This is a genomic window from Neorhizobium descurainiae (genome assembly GCF_051400715.1).
Classification (GTDB): domain Bacteria; phylum Pseudomonadota; class Alphaproteobacteria; order Rhizobiales; family Rhizobiaceae; genus Neorhizobium.
In genome coordinates this window covers 378646-393916 of record NZ_JBLFFK010000004.1, presented here as the reverse complement: position 1 = coordinate 393916, position 15271 = coordinate 378646, and the positions used below count along the sequence as shown (strand labels likewise).

Genomic DNA, 15271 nt, shown 5'->3' with positions numbered 1-15271 from the left:
CCTCATCCGGCTGCCGCCACCTTCGCCCCGCGAGCGGGGAGAAGGATGTGCCGCGCCGTCGTGTTCCATCGCGGCCGCGAGTTTGGCACGTTCCCTCGCCCCACGTGCGGGGAGAGGGTTGGGGCGAGGGGCAATCCGCCAATCAGGCCTTCGACACCAAGGTCGGCTGCAGGGCGCCGGAGACGATCGGCACGACCTTCAGCTTGTCCTTATAGACGATCGGCTGGACATACTGCAGCAGCGGGATCACATAGCCCTGTTCGGCAATATATTTGCTGACCGCCTTCCAGCCGTCGATGCGCTTCTCCTCGTCCTTTTCTCCCCAGAGCGGCATGATCATGTTGTCGAGGTCATCCGTGTTCCAGACCGAATGCGGCGAGGGGCCGAACATCGCAAAGCCGGTCGAGGTGGTCGGGTCGCCGATCGCGTTGCCCCAGTTGTAGAAGGCGGCGGGTGCCAGCTGGTCGGCGGCGCGCAGTTCGTAATGCTTGGCGATCTCGTAGACTTCGATCTCCGCCTCGATACCGACCCGGCGCCACATGCCGACGATCGCCTGGATCATTTCGTAATCCTTCGGCTTGAAGCCGCGCGTCGTCTGGATCTTGAACTTCACCGGCTTGTCGGTGGAATAACCGGAAGCGGCGAGGAGTTCCTTTGCCTTCGCCTGATCGTAGCCGACCTTGATGGATGGATCGTAGGCATCGTATTCCGGTGCCTCGAGCGTGTCGATCGGCACGCCGTAACCCTTCAGCAGCCGATCGACGATCGCCTTCTTGTCTATGGCGTGATGGGCGGCGAGACGCACGTTCTTGTCGAGCATCGCGTCGATATTGTTGATGAAGATCATGCCGATGTCGGAAATCGGTGCAGCGACGCCCTTCAGCCCCGCCTTTTCCTTCAGGCGGTCGTATTCCTCATAGGGGATTTCGAGCGTGATATCGGAGGAGCCGGATTCGATCTCAGCGACGCGGCTCGTCGCATCCGGCACGAACTTGAAGATGACGGTATCGAAAGCGGGCTTGCCACCATAATAGTTCGGATTGGCTTTGAGGCGCAGGAAGGCATTGCCTTCGTAAGCGTCGAACATATAGGGGCCGGTGCCGACCGGCTTCTTCTCGAAGCCTTCGGCGCCGACCTTTTCATAATAGGCTTTCGGCATGACGTAGCCGGTCAGGAAAGCCATCCATTTAAAAAAAGTCGGGTCGAACTGCTTGACGTCGCCGGTGATGCGCTTGCCGTCGATCTTGTAGTTGCCGGCGGTCGACCAGACGAATTGGATCGGATTGCCGGTCTCCTGCCTGGCGGCACGTTCCAGCGACCAGACGATGTCTTCCGGCGTGAAATCGGAGCCGTCATGCCATTTGACGCCCTCGCGCACGTCCATCCAGACCTGCGTCTTGTCGTCGTTCCAGCCCCAGGCGGTGAGAAGTCCCGGCTGAAAGGAAAGGTCAGGACCCTGGCCGATGAACTGGTCGAAGATCGAGCGGTAGATCGCTTGGATCGTCGGATTGACGGCAGAAGGGCCGACCGTCGGGTCGAAGGAAGGCAGGTTGACGTTATAGGCAATCGTCAGCGTCGAGCTGTCCTGCGCGAAAACTGTATTACGTCCGGAAAATATGCCTGTCAGAAAGGTGGCCGCGCCAAGACTCAAGGCCTGGCGCCGAGAGAGCGTCATCATGATCTAACTCCATTGTTCCCACTCGGCCGAACTTGCGGACAGGCAGTCCGTGTCGGGCTCGCTTGTTGAATGGTTGAACGTTAAAATAAGTGCTGAACGGCGGCAAGGATTATTTGTAACCAAAGCGAGCGACTTTCGCGGTGGAGAGCATCCAATAATATGCATAAGCATATAAAATGATACTTAGAGGCTTCTGGAGAAGCGCCTTTGGAGGGCTGCAATAAGCCGGTCACCCCCGCAGGTAATTGTGAATTGACAAACGCGTCACGCAGAAAATATGCTTTTGCAAATGTTTGGAACTTGAAGCCGGAAAGGCAAAAGGGGAACTGCCATGGCCGAACGATCTTTTGCCCGCGAAGTGCAAGATTTGAAGCTTGGGGAAGGCGATATTTTCCGCGGCGAGGGCATCCTCGCAATCACCAAGGCGCTGCTCCAATCCGGCGTTTCCTACGTCGGCGGTTATCAGGGTTCGCCGATCTCGCATCTGATGGACGTGCTGGCCGACGCCAAGGACGTGATGGAGGATCTCGGCGTGCATTTCGAGACCTCGGCGTCGGAGGCCGCCGCCGCAGCCATGCTGTCCGCCTCCGTCATGTACCCGGTGCGCGGTGCCGTGACCTGGAAGTCGACGGCGGGTACCAATGTGGCGTCGGACGCGCTCTCGAACCTTTCCTCCGGCGGCGTGAACGGCGGCGCGCTGATCATCCTCGGCGAGGATTTCGGCGAGGGCTCCTCGATCATGCAGGAGCGTAGCCATGCGTTTGCGATGAAGTCGCAGATGTGGCTGCTCGATCCGCGGCCCAACCTGCCGTCGATTGTTCAGGCGGTGGAGGACGGTTTCGAGCTTTCGGAAGCCTCGAACACACCGGTCATGCTGCAGGTCCGTATCCGCGCCTGTCACGTCCACGGCCAGTTCGTAGCCAAGGACAACAAGCGGCCCGCCTATACGCTGAAGCAGGCGCTGGAAAATCCTGTCCGCGACGTCAACCGCATCGTGCTGCCGCCGGCGAACTTCATCCATGAAAAGGACAAGCTGGAACGCCGCTGGCCGGCCGCCGTCAACTTCATCAAGGAAAGGAAGCTCAACGAGTTCTTCGGTCCGGAAGAAGGCGAGATCGGCATCATCATGCTGGGCGGCATGTACAATGGCGTCATGCGCGCTCTGCAGCAACTCGGCCTTGCGGATGTCTACGGCAATTCGTCGATCCCGCTTTACGTGATGAACGTCGCCTATCCGACAATCGATGACGAGGTCGTCGACTTCTGTATCGGCAAGAAGGCCGTCATCATGGTGGAAGAAGGGGCGCCGGAATACATCGAGCAGACCCTTCACACCCTGATGCGCCGCCGCGATATCCAGACCAAGCTGCACGGCAAGGACATTCTGCCGCTCGGCGGGGAATATACCGCGCCCGTTATGATGAAGGGCCTCAAGGCCTTCATCGAGATGTATGACCGGATGCTGCTCGGCAACCAGCCGCCGGTGCCGGACCCGACGCCCATCCTCAACGATCCGAAGGTGAGGGCGCTTGCCGAAGTGGTGCCTGCGCGTCCGGCCGGTTTCTGCACGGGCTGTCCAGAGCGGCCGATCTTTGCGGCCATGAAGCTGGTCGAGAAGGAACTCGGCGAGCATCACGTCTCGGCCGATATCGGCTGTCACCTCTTCTCCATCCTGCCGCCTTTCAACATCGGCGGCACGACCATGGGCTACGGCCTCGGCCCGGCCTCGGCTTCGGCTTTCAACGTCGAGGCCGGGAAACGCTCCATCGCCGTGATGGGCGACGGCGGCTTCTGGCACAACGGCCTTGCGACGTCGGTCGGCAATGCGGTCTTCAACAAGCAGGACGGCGTCATTCTCGTCGTCGACAACTATTATTCGGCGGCGACCGGCGGGCAGGACATCCTGTCGTCCCGGGCCATCAATCCGAACCGCAAGACGAACAATTCCATCGTCAATGCGGTGAAGGGCATCGGCGCCACCTGGGTGCGCCAGATCGACCGCACCTATGATGTCGCGAAGATGCGCGACACGCTGAAGGAGGCGCTGACGACCAAGGAAAAGGGGCCGAAGATCATCGTTGCCTCTTCCGAATGCATGCTGAACAAGCAGCGTCGCGTGAAGCCGCAATTCGCCAAGGCGGTGAAGGACGGCAAGCGCATGGTGAAGGAACGCTTCGGCGTGGACGAGGATGTCTGCACGGGCGATCATGCCTGCATCCGGCTCTCCGGCTGCCCGTCGCTTTCGGTGAAGCACACCGACGATCCGCTCAAGGACGATCCGGTTGCGGCGATCGACAATTCATGCGTCGGCTGCGGCAATTGCGGCGAGGTTTCGGAAGCGGCCGTCCTCTGTCCGTCCTTCTATCGCGCCGATGTCATCCATAACCCGACCGGCTGGGACAGGTTCGTCTCCCGCATGCGCAATGCGGTGATCGGCTGGCTGCAGGCTCGCCGCGCCGCCGGCCGCGTCGTTTTTGCGGATTGAGGATAGGCCATGAACGAGACCGTGAACCCGAAGTCGTTGATTGCCTCCGACAAGCCGCTCACGCTTGCCATTCTTGCCATGGGCGGCCAGGGCGGCGGCGTGCTGGCTGACTGGATCGTCGGCCTTGCCGAGGAACAGGGCTGGATGGCTCAGTCCACCTCCGTACCGGGCGTTGCCCAGCGCACCGGCGCGACGATCTATTATATCGAGATGCTGCCGGCCAGGGATGGGGTCTCGCCGATCTTTTCGCTGATGCCGACGCCCGGCGACGTGGATGTCGTGCTCGCCGCCGAACTGATGGAAGCCGGCCGCTCCGTGCTGCGGGGCCTCGTCACGCCCGACAAGACGACGCTGATCGCTTCCACGCATCGTTCCTATGCGGTCGGTGAGAAGGAAAAGCCCGGCGACGGCACGGGCGATCCGACTGTGGTGGTGGGCGCCACGGACTTCGCCGCCAAGCGTACCATCGCTTTCGACATGGACACCCTGGCGCTGAAGAACGGCAGCGTCATCTCCGCTTCAATGTTTGGAGCCCTTGCCGCGGCCGAAGTGCTGCCTTTTTCCAAAGAGGCTTTCGAGGGGACGATCCGGGGTGGCGGCAAGGGCGTGGAGCCGAGCCTCAAAGCCTTCAATGCGGCCTACGACCGCGCCAAAGCCAGGCCGCGCGAGGAAATCGCCGCCTCACCGTCGAAACGCTTCGACGTCATGCCGGAAACCGCCGGCCATCCGGAGCTCGACCGGCTGGTGCACCGCCTGCGCGCCGAATTTCCGGAAGCGGCCTGGCCGCTGCTTTTTGCCGGCGTCAGGAAGCTTACCGATTTTCAGGATCCGGCCTATGCCGGCGAATATCTCGACCGCGTCGGCAAGCTTCTCACCCTCGACCGTGCCAATGGCGGTGAAGAAAGGGATTACGCCTTCACGGTCCAGTCGGCGAAATATGTGGCTGTCGCCATGGCCTATGACGATGTCGTCCGCGTCGCCGACCTGAAGACGCGCGGCTCGCGCTTTGAGCGGGTCCGCAAGGAGGTCGGCGTCAAGCAGAATCAGATCCTCTACATGACCGAATATATGCATCCGCGTATGGAGGAGGTCTGCGGCACGCTACCGAAGGGGCTGGGCCTCTGGATCGAGAGCCGCCCGAAGCTTTTCGCCTGGCTCGATCGCCGCATCAACAAGGGCCGGCGGGTACAGACAGGCACGCTCTCCTGGTTCATGACGCTTTATATACTCGCAGCTCTGCGCCGCACGCGCCGCGGTACGCTGCGGCATATGCGCGAGACCGAGCACCGGGAAGCCTGGCTCAATGCGGCCGCCTCGCTTCTGCCGCGGAATTACGATCTCGCGGTCGAGGTGATCAACAATCGCCGGCTGGTGAAAGGCTATTCCGACACGCATGCGCGCGGCCTTTCGAAGTTCGACCGCGTCATGTCGGCACTGACCACACTGCAGGATCGCGAAGACGGCGCAGCCTGGATGAAGCGCCTGCGGCAGGCGGCGCTTCTCGACGAGAACGGCATCGCCCTCGACGGCGCGCTCAAGACGGTGGCGACGCTTTAAGCATATCAGACACATTTACGCCGTGATCCCGTTGCTTTTGCTGCGCGTCCGATCAAAGTCTATACGCGCAGCTTCTCAGCATCGGCAGTCGAAATGGAATCCACGGATCGTCAGCCTAGCCGCTTTCGAGACCTCCTTGAGGCGTATCGCCCTTACCTCATCGCTTTGGCGATGCTGGCGGTTTTCGCGTTCACCACGTTTGCGATCTACGATCTGACCACTGAGGTGAGCTATGACGATGTGGTCGAAGCACTCGGCAACACACGCTGGTCCTCGATCGGCCTTGCGGTCTTCTTCACCGCATTGAGTTTTGCCGCCCTCGTCGGCTACGACGTGAACGCGCTCACCTATATCGGCCGGTCGCTGCCCATCGTACCGGTCGCCATGACTGCGTTCAGCGCCTATGCGGTCGGTAACACGGCGGGGTTCGGAGCGCTGAGCGGCGGCGCCATACGTTTCCGGGTCTATTCGCGGCTTGGTCTTTCGCCGGACGATATCGGCCGGGTCATCGCTTTCGTGACGCTGGCTTTCGGCCTCGGATTGCTTGCCGTTACCGCGCTTGCTTCACTCGTCACGGCACCGAGGATCGGTGACATTATCGGTATCGGCGGCGGCTGGGTTCGTGGTGGAGCGATCCTGATCGTTGTATTGCTTTCCGCTCTGGTGATCCTCGGACGCAACGGGCGTACGATCTCGGTCGGCGGATTGAGCGCTCGTCTGCCGGATACCCGCACGTCTTCGCAGCAGTTCCTCATCACCGCGCTGGACATCGCTGCCTCGGCGTCGGTCCTCTATGTCCTCCTGCCGCAGACGGAGATCGGCTGGCCTTCCTTCCTGGCGATCTATGCCACCGCGGTCGGCCTTGGCGTGCTGAGCCATGTGCCGGCAGGCCTCGGCGTCTTCGAGACGGTGATCGTCGCGGCCCTCGGCAGCGCGGTCAGCATCGATCAGGTGCTCGGGAGCCTGGTTCTCTACCGCGTCATCTATCACGTCCTGCCGCTGCTCATCGCGACATTGGTGGTGATCGGCGTCGAAATCCGCCAGCTTGCGCATCATCCCGTCGCCTCGACGCTTCGAAAGCTGGAATTCCGGCTCGCACCGCCGCTGCTCGCGACATTCGCGATCATCGCCGGCACCATGCTCATCTTTTCCAGCGTGACGCCGACACCGGATTCCGACCTCGATTTCCTAGCCGGCTATCTGCCGCTGCCTCTCGTGGAAGGTGCGCATTTCATCTCCAGCATTCTCGGCCTCATCCTGTTCGTTGCAGCGCGTGGGATCGGCGCACGATTGGACGGGGCCTGGTGGACAGGAATGATCTGCAGCGTGCTGGCGCTCGTTTTCGCCTTCGTGCGCGCGATCGCTCCCTTCGAAGCGGCGTTTCTTATCGTCCTCCTGGCCGGCCTCTTTCTCAGCGCGAAACAGTTCGACCGTCGGGCATCTTTGTTCGGTCAGGTGCTGACGCCGAGCTGGATTGCCGCAATGCTCATCATCGTGGCTGCGGCCGTCACCGTGCTGCTCTTCGTCTATCGCGAGGTGGAATATAGTCACGAGCTCTGGTGGCAGTTCGAATTTTCCGAGGAGGCGCCGCGCGGTTTGCGCGCTGTTCTGGGGCTGGCGATCTTTGCAGCAAGCATCTCGCTTTTCAGCTTGCTCCGGCCGGCCGTCCGGCGTTCGCCGCCGTCGACCTCCGGCGATCTCAATCGGGCGATCGAAATCGTGATGGCGCAGGACAATGCCGACGCCAATCTTGTCAGAATGGGCGACAAGCGGCTTATGTTCTCCGACAGCGGCAAGGCCTTCATCATGTACGGCATTCAAGGCCGTTCCTGGATCGCGCTCTTCGATCCGGTCGGGCCGCAGGGGGAAATGGCCGATCTCGTCTGGCGCTTCGTCGAGGAGGCGCGAGCACAGGGCGGGCGCGCTGTCTTCTACCAGATATCTCCAGGCCTCCTTTCCCATTGCGCCGATGCTGGGTTGAGAGCCTTCAGGCTGGGTGAACTGGCGATCGTCGATCTCTCGCGCTTCGATCTCAAGGGTGGACGGCTCGCCGGGCTTCGCCAGGCACTCAATAAAGGCGTGCGTGAGGGACTGGAGTTTTCTATCGTCGATCCGCCGGATGTGATGGCGTCGATCGAAGAGCTGAGGCAGGTTTCAGACGCGTGGCTCGCGGAGCATAATACGCGCGAGAAGACCTTTTCGCTGGGCGCCTTCCGGGACGATTATGTCGCTTCGCAGCCGGTGGCGGTTCTGCGCAAGGCGGGGCAGATCGTCGCCTTCGCAACGCTTTGCGTCACCGACACGAAACAGGAGGGAACCGTCGATCTGATGCGCTTCTTGCCGGATGCGCCGAAAGGCTCGATGGATTTTCTATTCGTGAAGATCATGGAATATCTTCGCGATGCGGGTTATGCACGTTTCAATCTCGGCATGGCGCCGCTTTCCGGCATGTCCACCCGCGAGGCTGCTCTTGCCTGGGACCGGATCGGCAGCGTGGTGTTCGAACACGGCGAACGGTTTTACAATTTCAAAGGGTTGAAAGCTTTCAAGTCGAAGTTCAATCCCGTCTGGGAGCCGCGTTATCTGGCTGTGGCGGGCGGCGTCAGCCCCGCTATCGTGATGATGGACGCGACGCTTCTGATCGGCGGCGGCTTGAGAGGAGTGGTCGGTAAATGATGTTTCTGCGTTCTCTTTGCATCGTACTTGCGGGTCTGTCGTTCTGGACCATGACGGCTGCCGCCCAGCAGCAGGATTACCAGACGGGCATGATCCCGTCGCCGCGCGTCATGCTGCCGAACAATGGCAACGATCTGCAAGGCATTGTTTTCCTGATTTCCGATGCGCAGGGTTGGGGTGCCCGGGAAGAGACGCAAGCGCAGGCGCTGCTGAATGCGGGTGCCGCGGTGGTCGGCATCGACTTTCCCGCCTATATCAAATCGCTTGCCGCCGATGACGGCGATTGCATTTACATGGTCTCCGATATCGAGGACGTGTCTCAACAGGTGCAGCGGCGGATCGGAAACCCGAATTACCGGCATCCGATCGTCGCCGGCATCGGGGAGGGCGGGGCGCTGGCGCTGGGCATGATCTCCCAGAGCCCGAATGCGACGATCGGCGAAGCGATCGCAGTCGATCCGCTGGCGGGCATTCCGCTTGCCAAGGAACTCTGCACGCCGGCTTCGAAGCAGGTAGTCGGCAACCGGACGGTTTACGGCTTCGACGACGGAGCCCTCCCTGCGGCCGTGACAATCGTCTCGACCGTTTCCGGGGATGCTGCCGGCAAGGCGCATGGCCAGCGCCTGAAGCAGGAACATCCCGAAGTGGAGCTTGTGGACTCCGGCGAGACGCCGGATGCGGCATTGTCCCGGGTCCTCCTGGAGCATATCGCAGCCGCGAGCCAGAACGGCCAGCCGCTCGACCTGCCGCTCACGGTCCTCGACGCCAAGCCGGCCATGAACACCCTGGCGGTGATCTATTCCGGCGACGGCGGCTGGCGCGACCTCGACAGCGAAGTGGGCGGCTACCTGCAATCTCAGGGCATTCCGACAATTGGGGTGGATTCGCTCCGCTATTTCTGGTCCGAGCGCACGCCGCAGGAAACTGCCGACGATCTCGCGAAGATCATCGAGCACTACCGGCGGCATTGGGGGGTCGAGAACGTGCTGCTGGTCGGCTATTCGTTCGGCGCCGACGTGATACCTGCAACCTACAATCTTCTGCCGGCAGCCGACAAAGCCAGGGTGAAGCAGATCACGCTGCTCGGTCTGTCCCATGAGGTGGATTATGAGATCTCCGTCACCGGCTGGCTCGGCGTCGCCACCGCCGGCAAGGGCGGCGATCCCGTGGCCGACATCACGAAAATCGATCCGAAGCTCGTCCAATGCGTCTATGGCACGGATGAGGATGACGATCCCTGCCCGACGCTCAAGGATCGCGGCGTCGAGGTCGTGCCGATCGACGGCGGGCATCATTTCGACGAGAACTACCAGGCGCTCGGCAAGCGGATTCGCGACAGCCTGCAGGGGCGCTTGAAATAGGCGCTTTGGTTCTTCCTCGCAGGTCGTTCGAGCCGTTTACCTTGTCGGCGTTTCAGATCTCGTGCTTGCGGATGTTGACGAGAATCTTGTGAAGCGTGCCCGTGAAGGCGCGATATTCCTCCTCGTCGATACCGTCGAACATCCTCAAGAGGGAATCGTACATGGTCGGCCAGAAGCGCGCGAAGGCCGCACGCCCTTCTTCCGTGATCGTCACGTCGCGGATACGCATGTCTTCCGGCCGCGGCGTGCGGCGGATGTAGCCCTGTTCCTCCAGCGAATCGAGCGTCCGGCTCATGGTGGATTGCTCGATAACGGCAAAGACCGAAAGCTCGTTGATGGTGAGCGAAGCGGAGACGCTCAAGACTGCGAGCGTGCGCATCTTGGCGGTCGACAGGTCATATTCCCGCAGTTCCTCCGCCATGTTGGAGTTCCAGCGGGCGATGATGCGGTTCATCAGGTAGGGCGCAAAATGGTTGAGGCCGATCTCGCCCATGGTTGGACGGTCCACCTGATCGCCTTCCTGATGCCGGCGCAGCACCACGCCTGAAAACCGTTCTGCCATAAGCCCTCTTTGATGTCTCAGATCGCCGCGTCTTCAGCGCAGCGACGATGCCAGCAGAAAACCGGAGCCACCCGCAAGCCCCGGTCCAGGATGGGTCGAGGCGCCGATATGATAGAGGCCCGGCACGTGGGTGCGGTGGTTAACAGACGACTTGAAAGGCCGCCAGAGGAAAAACTGGTCCAGCCCGCAGAAGCCGCCATAGGGATCGCCACCCACGAGGTTCATGTTCATCCCTTCCAGATCGGTGGGTGAATAGGCCCGGCGGGCAAGTTTTATCTCCGAAAAGTTCTCAATGTGACGGGCGATGAACGCCTCTGTCCGGTCGGCATAGCGCTCGCGCACTTCCTCGCTCCAGCGACCATCCGCGGGTGTCTCGATCTCGCCAGCGGCATCGCCCTTGATGAAGCGCGGCGCCTCCGGAAGCTGAAGCCATAGGATTGATTTTCCTTCCGGCGCCCGCGACGGGTCGAAGCTCGCCGGCTGGCCGACGCAGACGGTCGGTTTGGCAGGAAGCAATCCGCGTTCGCATTCGTTGGTGGCGCGCGAAACACCGTCGAGGCCCGGCGTCAGATGCAGGAGCGCAACCTTGCCCAGTTCCGGATCGCCCTTCCATCGTGGCGGCGCGGAGAGGGCGTAGTGAATCTGCATGTTGCCTTTGCCGTAACGATAGCGGGCAACGCTTTCGCGAGTTTCTTCCGGAGCGGGCTGCGGCCAATCCTTGAGCAGCCGATCATAGATTTGGTTGGGCGTCGTGGAGCAGATGACGCCCGCTGCCGCGTTGATCGTTTCGCCACCTGAGAGCCGTACGCCGGCGGCTTTGCCCCCCGTGCCCGAGAGAATGCGTTCGACATCGGCGCCGGTGCGGAGCGCGCCGCCTTGATCGGTGATCAGCCGTTCGAAAGCTTGGACAAGGTTGACGGCACCTCCTTTGACGATCGGGCAGCCGGCAAGCTCGATCGCGAAACCGATCACTTTGACCATCTCGGCGGAATAGGCGCTTTCCGGCGAAAGCCCGCAATGCAGCACCCAGGGGGCCCAAAGGGCATGAGCGGCGTCGGATTTGTAGGTGGTTTCGAGATAGCCGCGCGCCGGCGTCAACGCATCGCCGAACCAGGCGGCAAGCTGGCGCAAGCCTTTGCTCCAGCCCCGCCCGGCTACGGCTTTCAAAGTTGTGCCGGACCAGAGCGCGCCACTCAGCAGCGAGAAAAGGAAGGGAGCATCCGCTCCGAGCAGGTTCATTTCCCTGTCGAAGGTCTTGCCGTCACCCTCGGCCAGAGCTTCAAAAATTGCGATATTGCGCTGCCGGTCCTTTGAAAGGATGACCGACGAGCCGTCCGGTCGCAGCACGCCGGTCGGCAGGTCCGCATGGGCGAATTCGAGGCCGCGTGCTTCGAGATCCTTGCCGAGCGCGCCATAGGCAGGCGAGGTCAGGAACAGCACCATCGTGGTCGCCATCACGTCGTGAACGAAGCCGGGCTCGGTGATCTCCTCCGTACGGAGGCAGCCGCCGATACGATCGTTGCGCTCCAGGACAAGGACCCTTTTGCCCTTCTTGCCGAGCATGGCGGCGGCGACAAGCGCGTTGATGCCGCTGCCGACGATGATGTAGTCGAAATCCGCCATGCCGCCCCTTCTCTCCGCTGGATACAGAAAGGGCCGGACCGCGAGCGATCCGGCCCGGAAGGTCAGCCGGCGATGAGAGCCAGCGCGCGGACCGGCGAGCCGGTGCCCTTGACGATCTTGAGCGGGGCGGCGATCAGCACGGCGCCCTTCGGCGGAAGCTGGTCGAGGTTCGAGAGCGAAGCGAGACCATACTTGTTGTTCTTGTGCATAAGGTTGTGGGCCGGGAAGGGCGGGTTCATGCCGCCGGCCGAACCGGCATCGGTCCCAACGGTTTCCTGGCCCCAGCCGATGATGCCCTTGGACAACAGATATTCGATCGCTTCGGCGGTCGGACCCGGCGAGTGCGGTCCGTTCTCGTCGGCGTTGAGGAAGGTCTCGGTGGAGCCGTTGCGCTTGTACCAGTCGGAGCGCATCAACACCCAGGTCCCGGCCTCGATTTCGCCGTGCTCGGCTTCCCACTCCTTGATGCTTTCGACGGTCAGCAGGTAGTCCGGGTTTTCGGCGGCCTCCTTGGAGCGGTCTATGACGTTGACGGGAGCGACGAAATTCTGCGGCGGAATGGTATCGGTCGTGTTCTTCGGATTGTCCTTGCCGGTGATCCAATGACAGGGCGCGTCGAAATGGGTGCCGGTGTGCTCGCCGAGCTCCAGCCAGTTCCAAGCCCAGAAGGGGCCGTCCTGATCGTAGGCCGAGATGGTGTGGACGGCGACCTTCGGCGTGTTCTTGCCGAACTGCGGCGGCAGGTAGAGGACGGGGGTGTCCGGACCGAGCGGCGCCGTCAGATCGACCACCTTGACCGAGCCGGAAAGAAGAGCAGAAGCGAGACTGGAAAGAGCGTTGGAAGACATGGTTCGGGTTCCCCTTGAATGACCGGTTTCATAAGCCGGGCGGCAGCCGGTTCCTCTCCGGGTGTCGCTAACCGATGGCGCGAGCCTATTGCAGAAAATATGAGGATGCAAGCAATCTGGCCGAGCCGCTTTTCGCAATTCCTGCTCATTCGAACGCGGCTGGGGAAGGGGCGGATTTCGCCAAAAGTGATATATAAAGGTGCCGAAATGTCTTGCACCAATATGCTTCGCATAACAGCCGGGCTGGCAGCGCCTCTTGATGTGGTTTCGGGAAAATGTATGCATATGGATAAATAGCGAAACCGAGAGGACGAGGATGACGGCTTATGACGCGGTGGTGATCGGAGCCGGCCATAACGGACTCGCGTCGGCTATCCATCTCGCCGCGCATGGCTGGTCGGTGGCGGTGATCGAAGGCAGGGACGAGCCGGGCGGCGCGGTGAAAACCCGCGAATTGACGCTGCCGGGTTTCCGGCATGATTTTGCCGCCATGAATCTCTCCATGTTCGCCGGTTCGCCGTTCTTCGCAGCCTATAAGGAAGAGCTGATCGGCCATGGGCTTGGCCTTGTGCCGGCCAAACATTGCTTCGCCAGCGTCTTTCGGGACGGGACCTGTCTTGGTGTCTCGACCGACATGGAGGAAACCGCCGGTGCAATCGCCGCGATCTCTTCCGAGGACGCTGATGCATGGCGGAAGCTTTTGGCCGAGTTCGCGGCCGATGCGCCGCATATCTTCGCCTTGCTCGGTTCGCCCATGCCCTCTTTTGCCGCCGCGAACGTGGTCTGGAAGGCATGGCGGCAGAAGGGGAGCGGCTGGCTTTACGACACGGCGCGCATGCTGCTCGCTTCGCCGCGCGATTTTCTCGACGCGCGTTTCAAGCACGACAAGGTCAAGGCGATGATGAGCGCCTGGGGCCTGCATCTCGATTTCGCTCCGGATGTCGCGGGCGGTGCGCTCTTTCCTTATCTCGAAAGCATGGCGAACCAGGCTTTCGGCATGGTGATCGGCCAGGGTGGTGCCGATACGATCATCAAGGCGATGACGGGACTGCTGAAGACGAAAGGCGGCGAACTGCTGCTCGGCGCGCCGGTGGAGAGGATCGAGATGTCGGGTGGCGCGGCAACCGGGGTAAGGCTTTCGGATGGTCGGGTGATCACCGCGCGCAAGGCGGTCATTTCCAATGCACATCCCAGGCTGCTCTTCGGCAAGCTGGTCGATGCCGACCCGGCACGTGAGGCTTTCGACCGCAAGATTGCGAGCTTCCGCGCCGGACCGGGTACGATGATGATCCATCTGGCCATGAATAGTCTGCCGGATTGGAAGGCCGGGGAGGCCCTGAAGAGTTTCGCCTATGTGCATGTGGCGCCGGATCTCGCCATGATGTCGCGGGTCTATTCCGAGGCCATGGCCGGCCTGCTTCCTTCCGAGCCGGCGCTGGTGGTCGGTCAGCCTACGGCACTCGACCCGTCGCGGGCACCAGCGGGCAAGCACGTGCTCTGGGTGCAAGTGCGCGTATTGCCTGCGGAGATCCGCAGTGACGCGTCAGGCATGATCGCGGGCACGGACTGGGATGAAGTCAAGGAGGCTTATGCGGATCGTGCACTCGATCTCCTCGAAGGTTACGCGCCGGGTACGAAAGCAAAAATCCTCGGCCGGGCGATCTTCTCGCCGCTCGATCTCGAGCGCGAGAACCCGAACCTGATCGGCGGCGACAATCTTTCCGGAAGCCATCATCTCGACCAGAATTTTCTGTTCCGGCCGGTCGCCGGCTATTCGCGTTACAAGACGCCGGTGAAGTCGCTCTATCTCTGCGGGGCCTCCACCTGGCCGGGAGCGGGAACCGGCGCCGGCTCCGGCTTCATGTTGGCGAAGGTGCTGGCCGGCAAACGCTAAGCGCACGAACCTTTGACATTTCAAATATCAGCTTTTAGAGCTTTCTGAGTGAAAGAGGCTGCATTCGGAATGGCAGAAGCGGAAGCGATCAACATCGATCTGGAGATCATCGTGCATGGCGCTCAGGGGCGCTCTAAGCCCGAACTGCGTCTCTGGCTGCGCATGCTCTCGACGACCAAGCTGATCAGCCAGGAAATCCGACGGCGGCTGAGAGCCGAATTCGGCGCGACGCTGCCGCAATTCGACCTGATGGCGCAGCTCTATCGCGAGAAGGAGGGCTTGCGCCTCGGGGAGCTTTCCAAGCGCACCATGGTGACGAACGGCAATGTCACCGGTCTCGTCGAGCGGCTGGAAGCGGATGGTTACGTCCAGCGCGTGACGCCGGACGGCGATCGACGTGTTACCGTCGCGAAGCTCACCGAAAGCGGCATGACGTTTTTTGCTGCCATGGCCACCGCCCATGAAAGCTGGCTGCAGGAGATGATGGCCGACGTCGATCCGCAGATGATTGCGACACTTTGGTCCGAAATTGGAGCGGTGAAGAATTCCGCCAGCAATCACCTTTCCGGCGCCGTCTTCGAATAGTC

General features: G+C 61.6%; 10 protein-coding genes. 6 read left to right on the top strand and 4 right to left on the bottom strand.

Going from position 1 to position 15271, the window contains the following annotated elements:
• Nucleotides 1-142 precede the first annotated feature (142 nt).
• Nucleotides 143-1678: an ABC transporter substrate-binding protein gene (locus tag ACMGE0_RS10795; protein WP_436815841.1), complete on the bottom strand. Its 1536-nt coding sequence runs from the start codon at nt 1676-1678 to the stop codon at nt 143-145.
• A gap of 331 nt (nt 1679-2009) precedes the next feature.
• On the opposite strand from ACMGE0_RS10795, the gene ACMGE0_RS10790 reads away from it, so the two are divergent.
• The 4 genes from ACMGE0_RS10790 to ACMGE0_RS10775 all read left to right on the top strand — a co-directional run bounded on the left by ACMGE0_RS10790 (nt 2010) and on the right by ACMGE0_RS10775 (nt 9757).
• The gene (locus ACMGE0_RS10790; protein ID WP_436815840.1) at nt 2010-4163 is read left to right on the top strand and encodes a thiamine pyrophosphate-dependent enzyme; all 2154 of its coding nucleotides are present in this window, start codon (nt 2010-2012) and stop codon (nt 4161-4163) included.
• A gap of 9 nt (nt 4164-4172) precedes the next feature.
• On the top strand, nt 4173-5720 hold the full coding sequence (locus ACMGE0_RS10785) for an indolepyruvate oxidoreductase subunit beta family protein (protein WP_436815839.1): 1548 nt from the start codon (nt 4173-4175) through the stop codon (nt 5718-5720).
• 93 nt (nt 5721-5813) lie between these two features.
• A complete protein-coding gene (gene mprF, locus ACMGE0_RS10780; protein WP_436815838.1) occupies nt 5814-8396 on the top strand; it encodes a bifunctional lysylphosphatidylglycerol flippase/synthetase MprF in 2583 nt (860 codons plus the stop codon).
• On the top strand, nt 8393-9757 hold the full coding sequence (locus tag ACMGE0_RS10775; RefSeq protein WP_436815837.1) for a virulence factor family protein: 1365 nt from the start codon (nt 8393-8395) through the stop codon (nt 9755-9757). The genes mprF and ACMGE0_RS10775 overlap by 4 nt, the downstream gene beginning before the upstream one ends.
• 52 nt (nt 9758-9809) lie before the next feature.
• On the opposite strand, the gene ACMGE0_RS10770 is transcribed toward ACMGE0_RS10775, so the two are convergent.
• The 3 genes from ACMGE0_RS10770 to ACMGE0_RS10760 form a co-directional block, all read right to left on the bottom strand.
• Nucleotides 9810-10319: a MarR family winged helix-turn-helix transcriptional regulator gene (locus tag ACMGE0_RS10770; RefSeq protein WP_436815836.1), complete on the bottom strand. Its 510-nt coding sequence runs from the start codon at nt 10317-10319 to the stop codon at nt 9810-9812.
• 33 nt (nt 10320-10352) lie between these two features.
• Nucleotides 10353-11942 carry a phytoene desaturase family protein gene (locus ACMGE0_RS10765; RefSeq protein ID WP_436815835.1) on the bottom strand — a complete coding sequence of 530 codons (1590 nt, stop codon included), beginning with the start codon at nt 11940-11942 and terminating at the stop codon, nt 10353-10355.
• Nucleotides 11943-12004: 62 nt separating this feature from the next.
• Nucleotides 12005-12790: a cyclase family protein gene (locus ACMGE0_RS10760; protein WP_085419857.1), complete on the bottom strand. Its 786-nt coding sequence runs from the start codon at nt 12788-12790 to the stop codon at nt 12005-12007.
• A gap of 316 nt (nt 12791-13106) precedes the next feature.
• On the opposite strand from ACMGE0_RS10760, the gene ACMGE0_RS10755 reads away from it, so the two are divergent.
• Nucleotides 13107-14684, top strand: a complete 1578-nt coding sequence (locus ACMGE0_RS10755) for a phytoene desaturase family protein (RefSeq protein ID WP_436815834.1) — start codon at nt 13107-13109, stop codon at nt 14682-14684.
• A gap of 69 nt (nt 14685-14753) precedes the next feature.
• Nucleotides 14754-15269 (top strand): MarR family winged helix-turn-helix transcriptional regulator, encoded by a 516-nt coding sequence (locus ACMGE0_RS10750; protein WP_436815833.1) that lies wholly within the window; start codon nt 14754-14756, stop codon nt 15267-15269.
• The last annotated feature ends 2 nt before the right edge of the window (nt 15270-15271 follow it).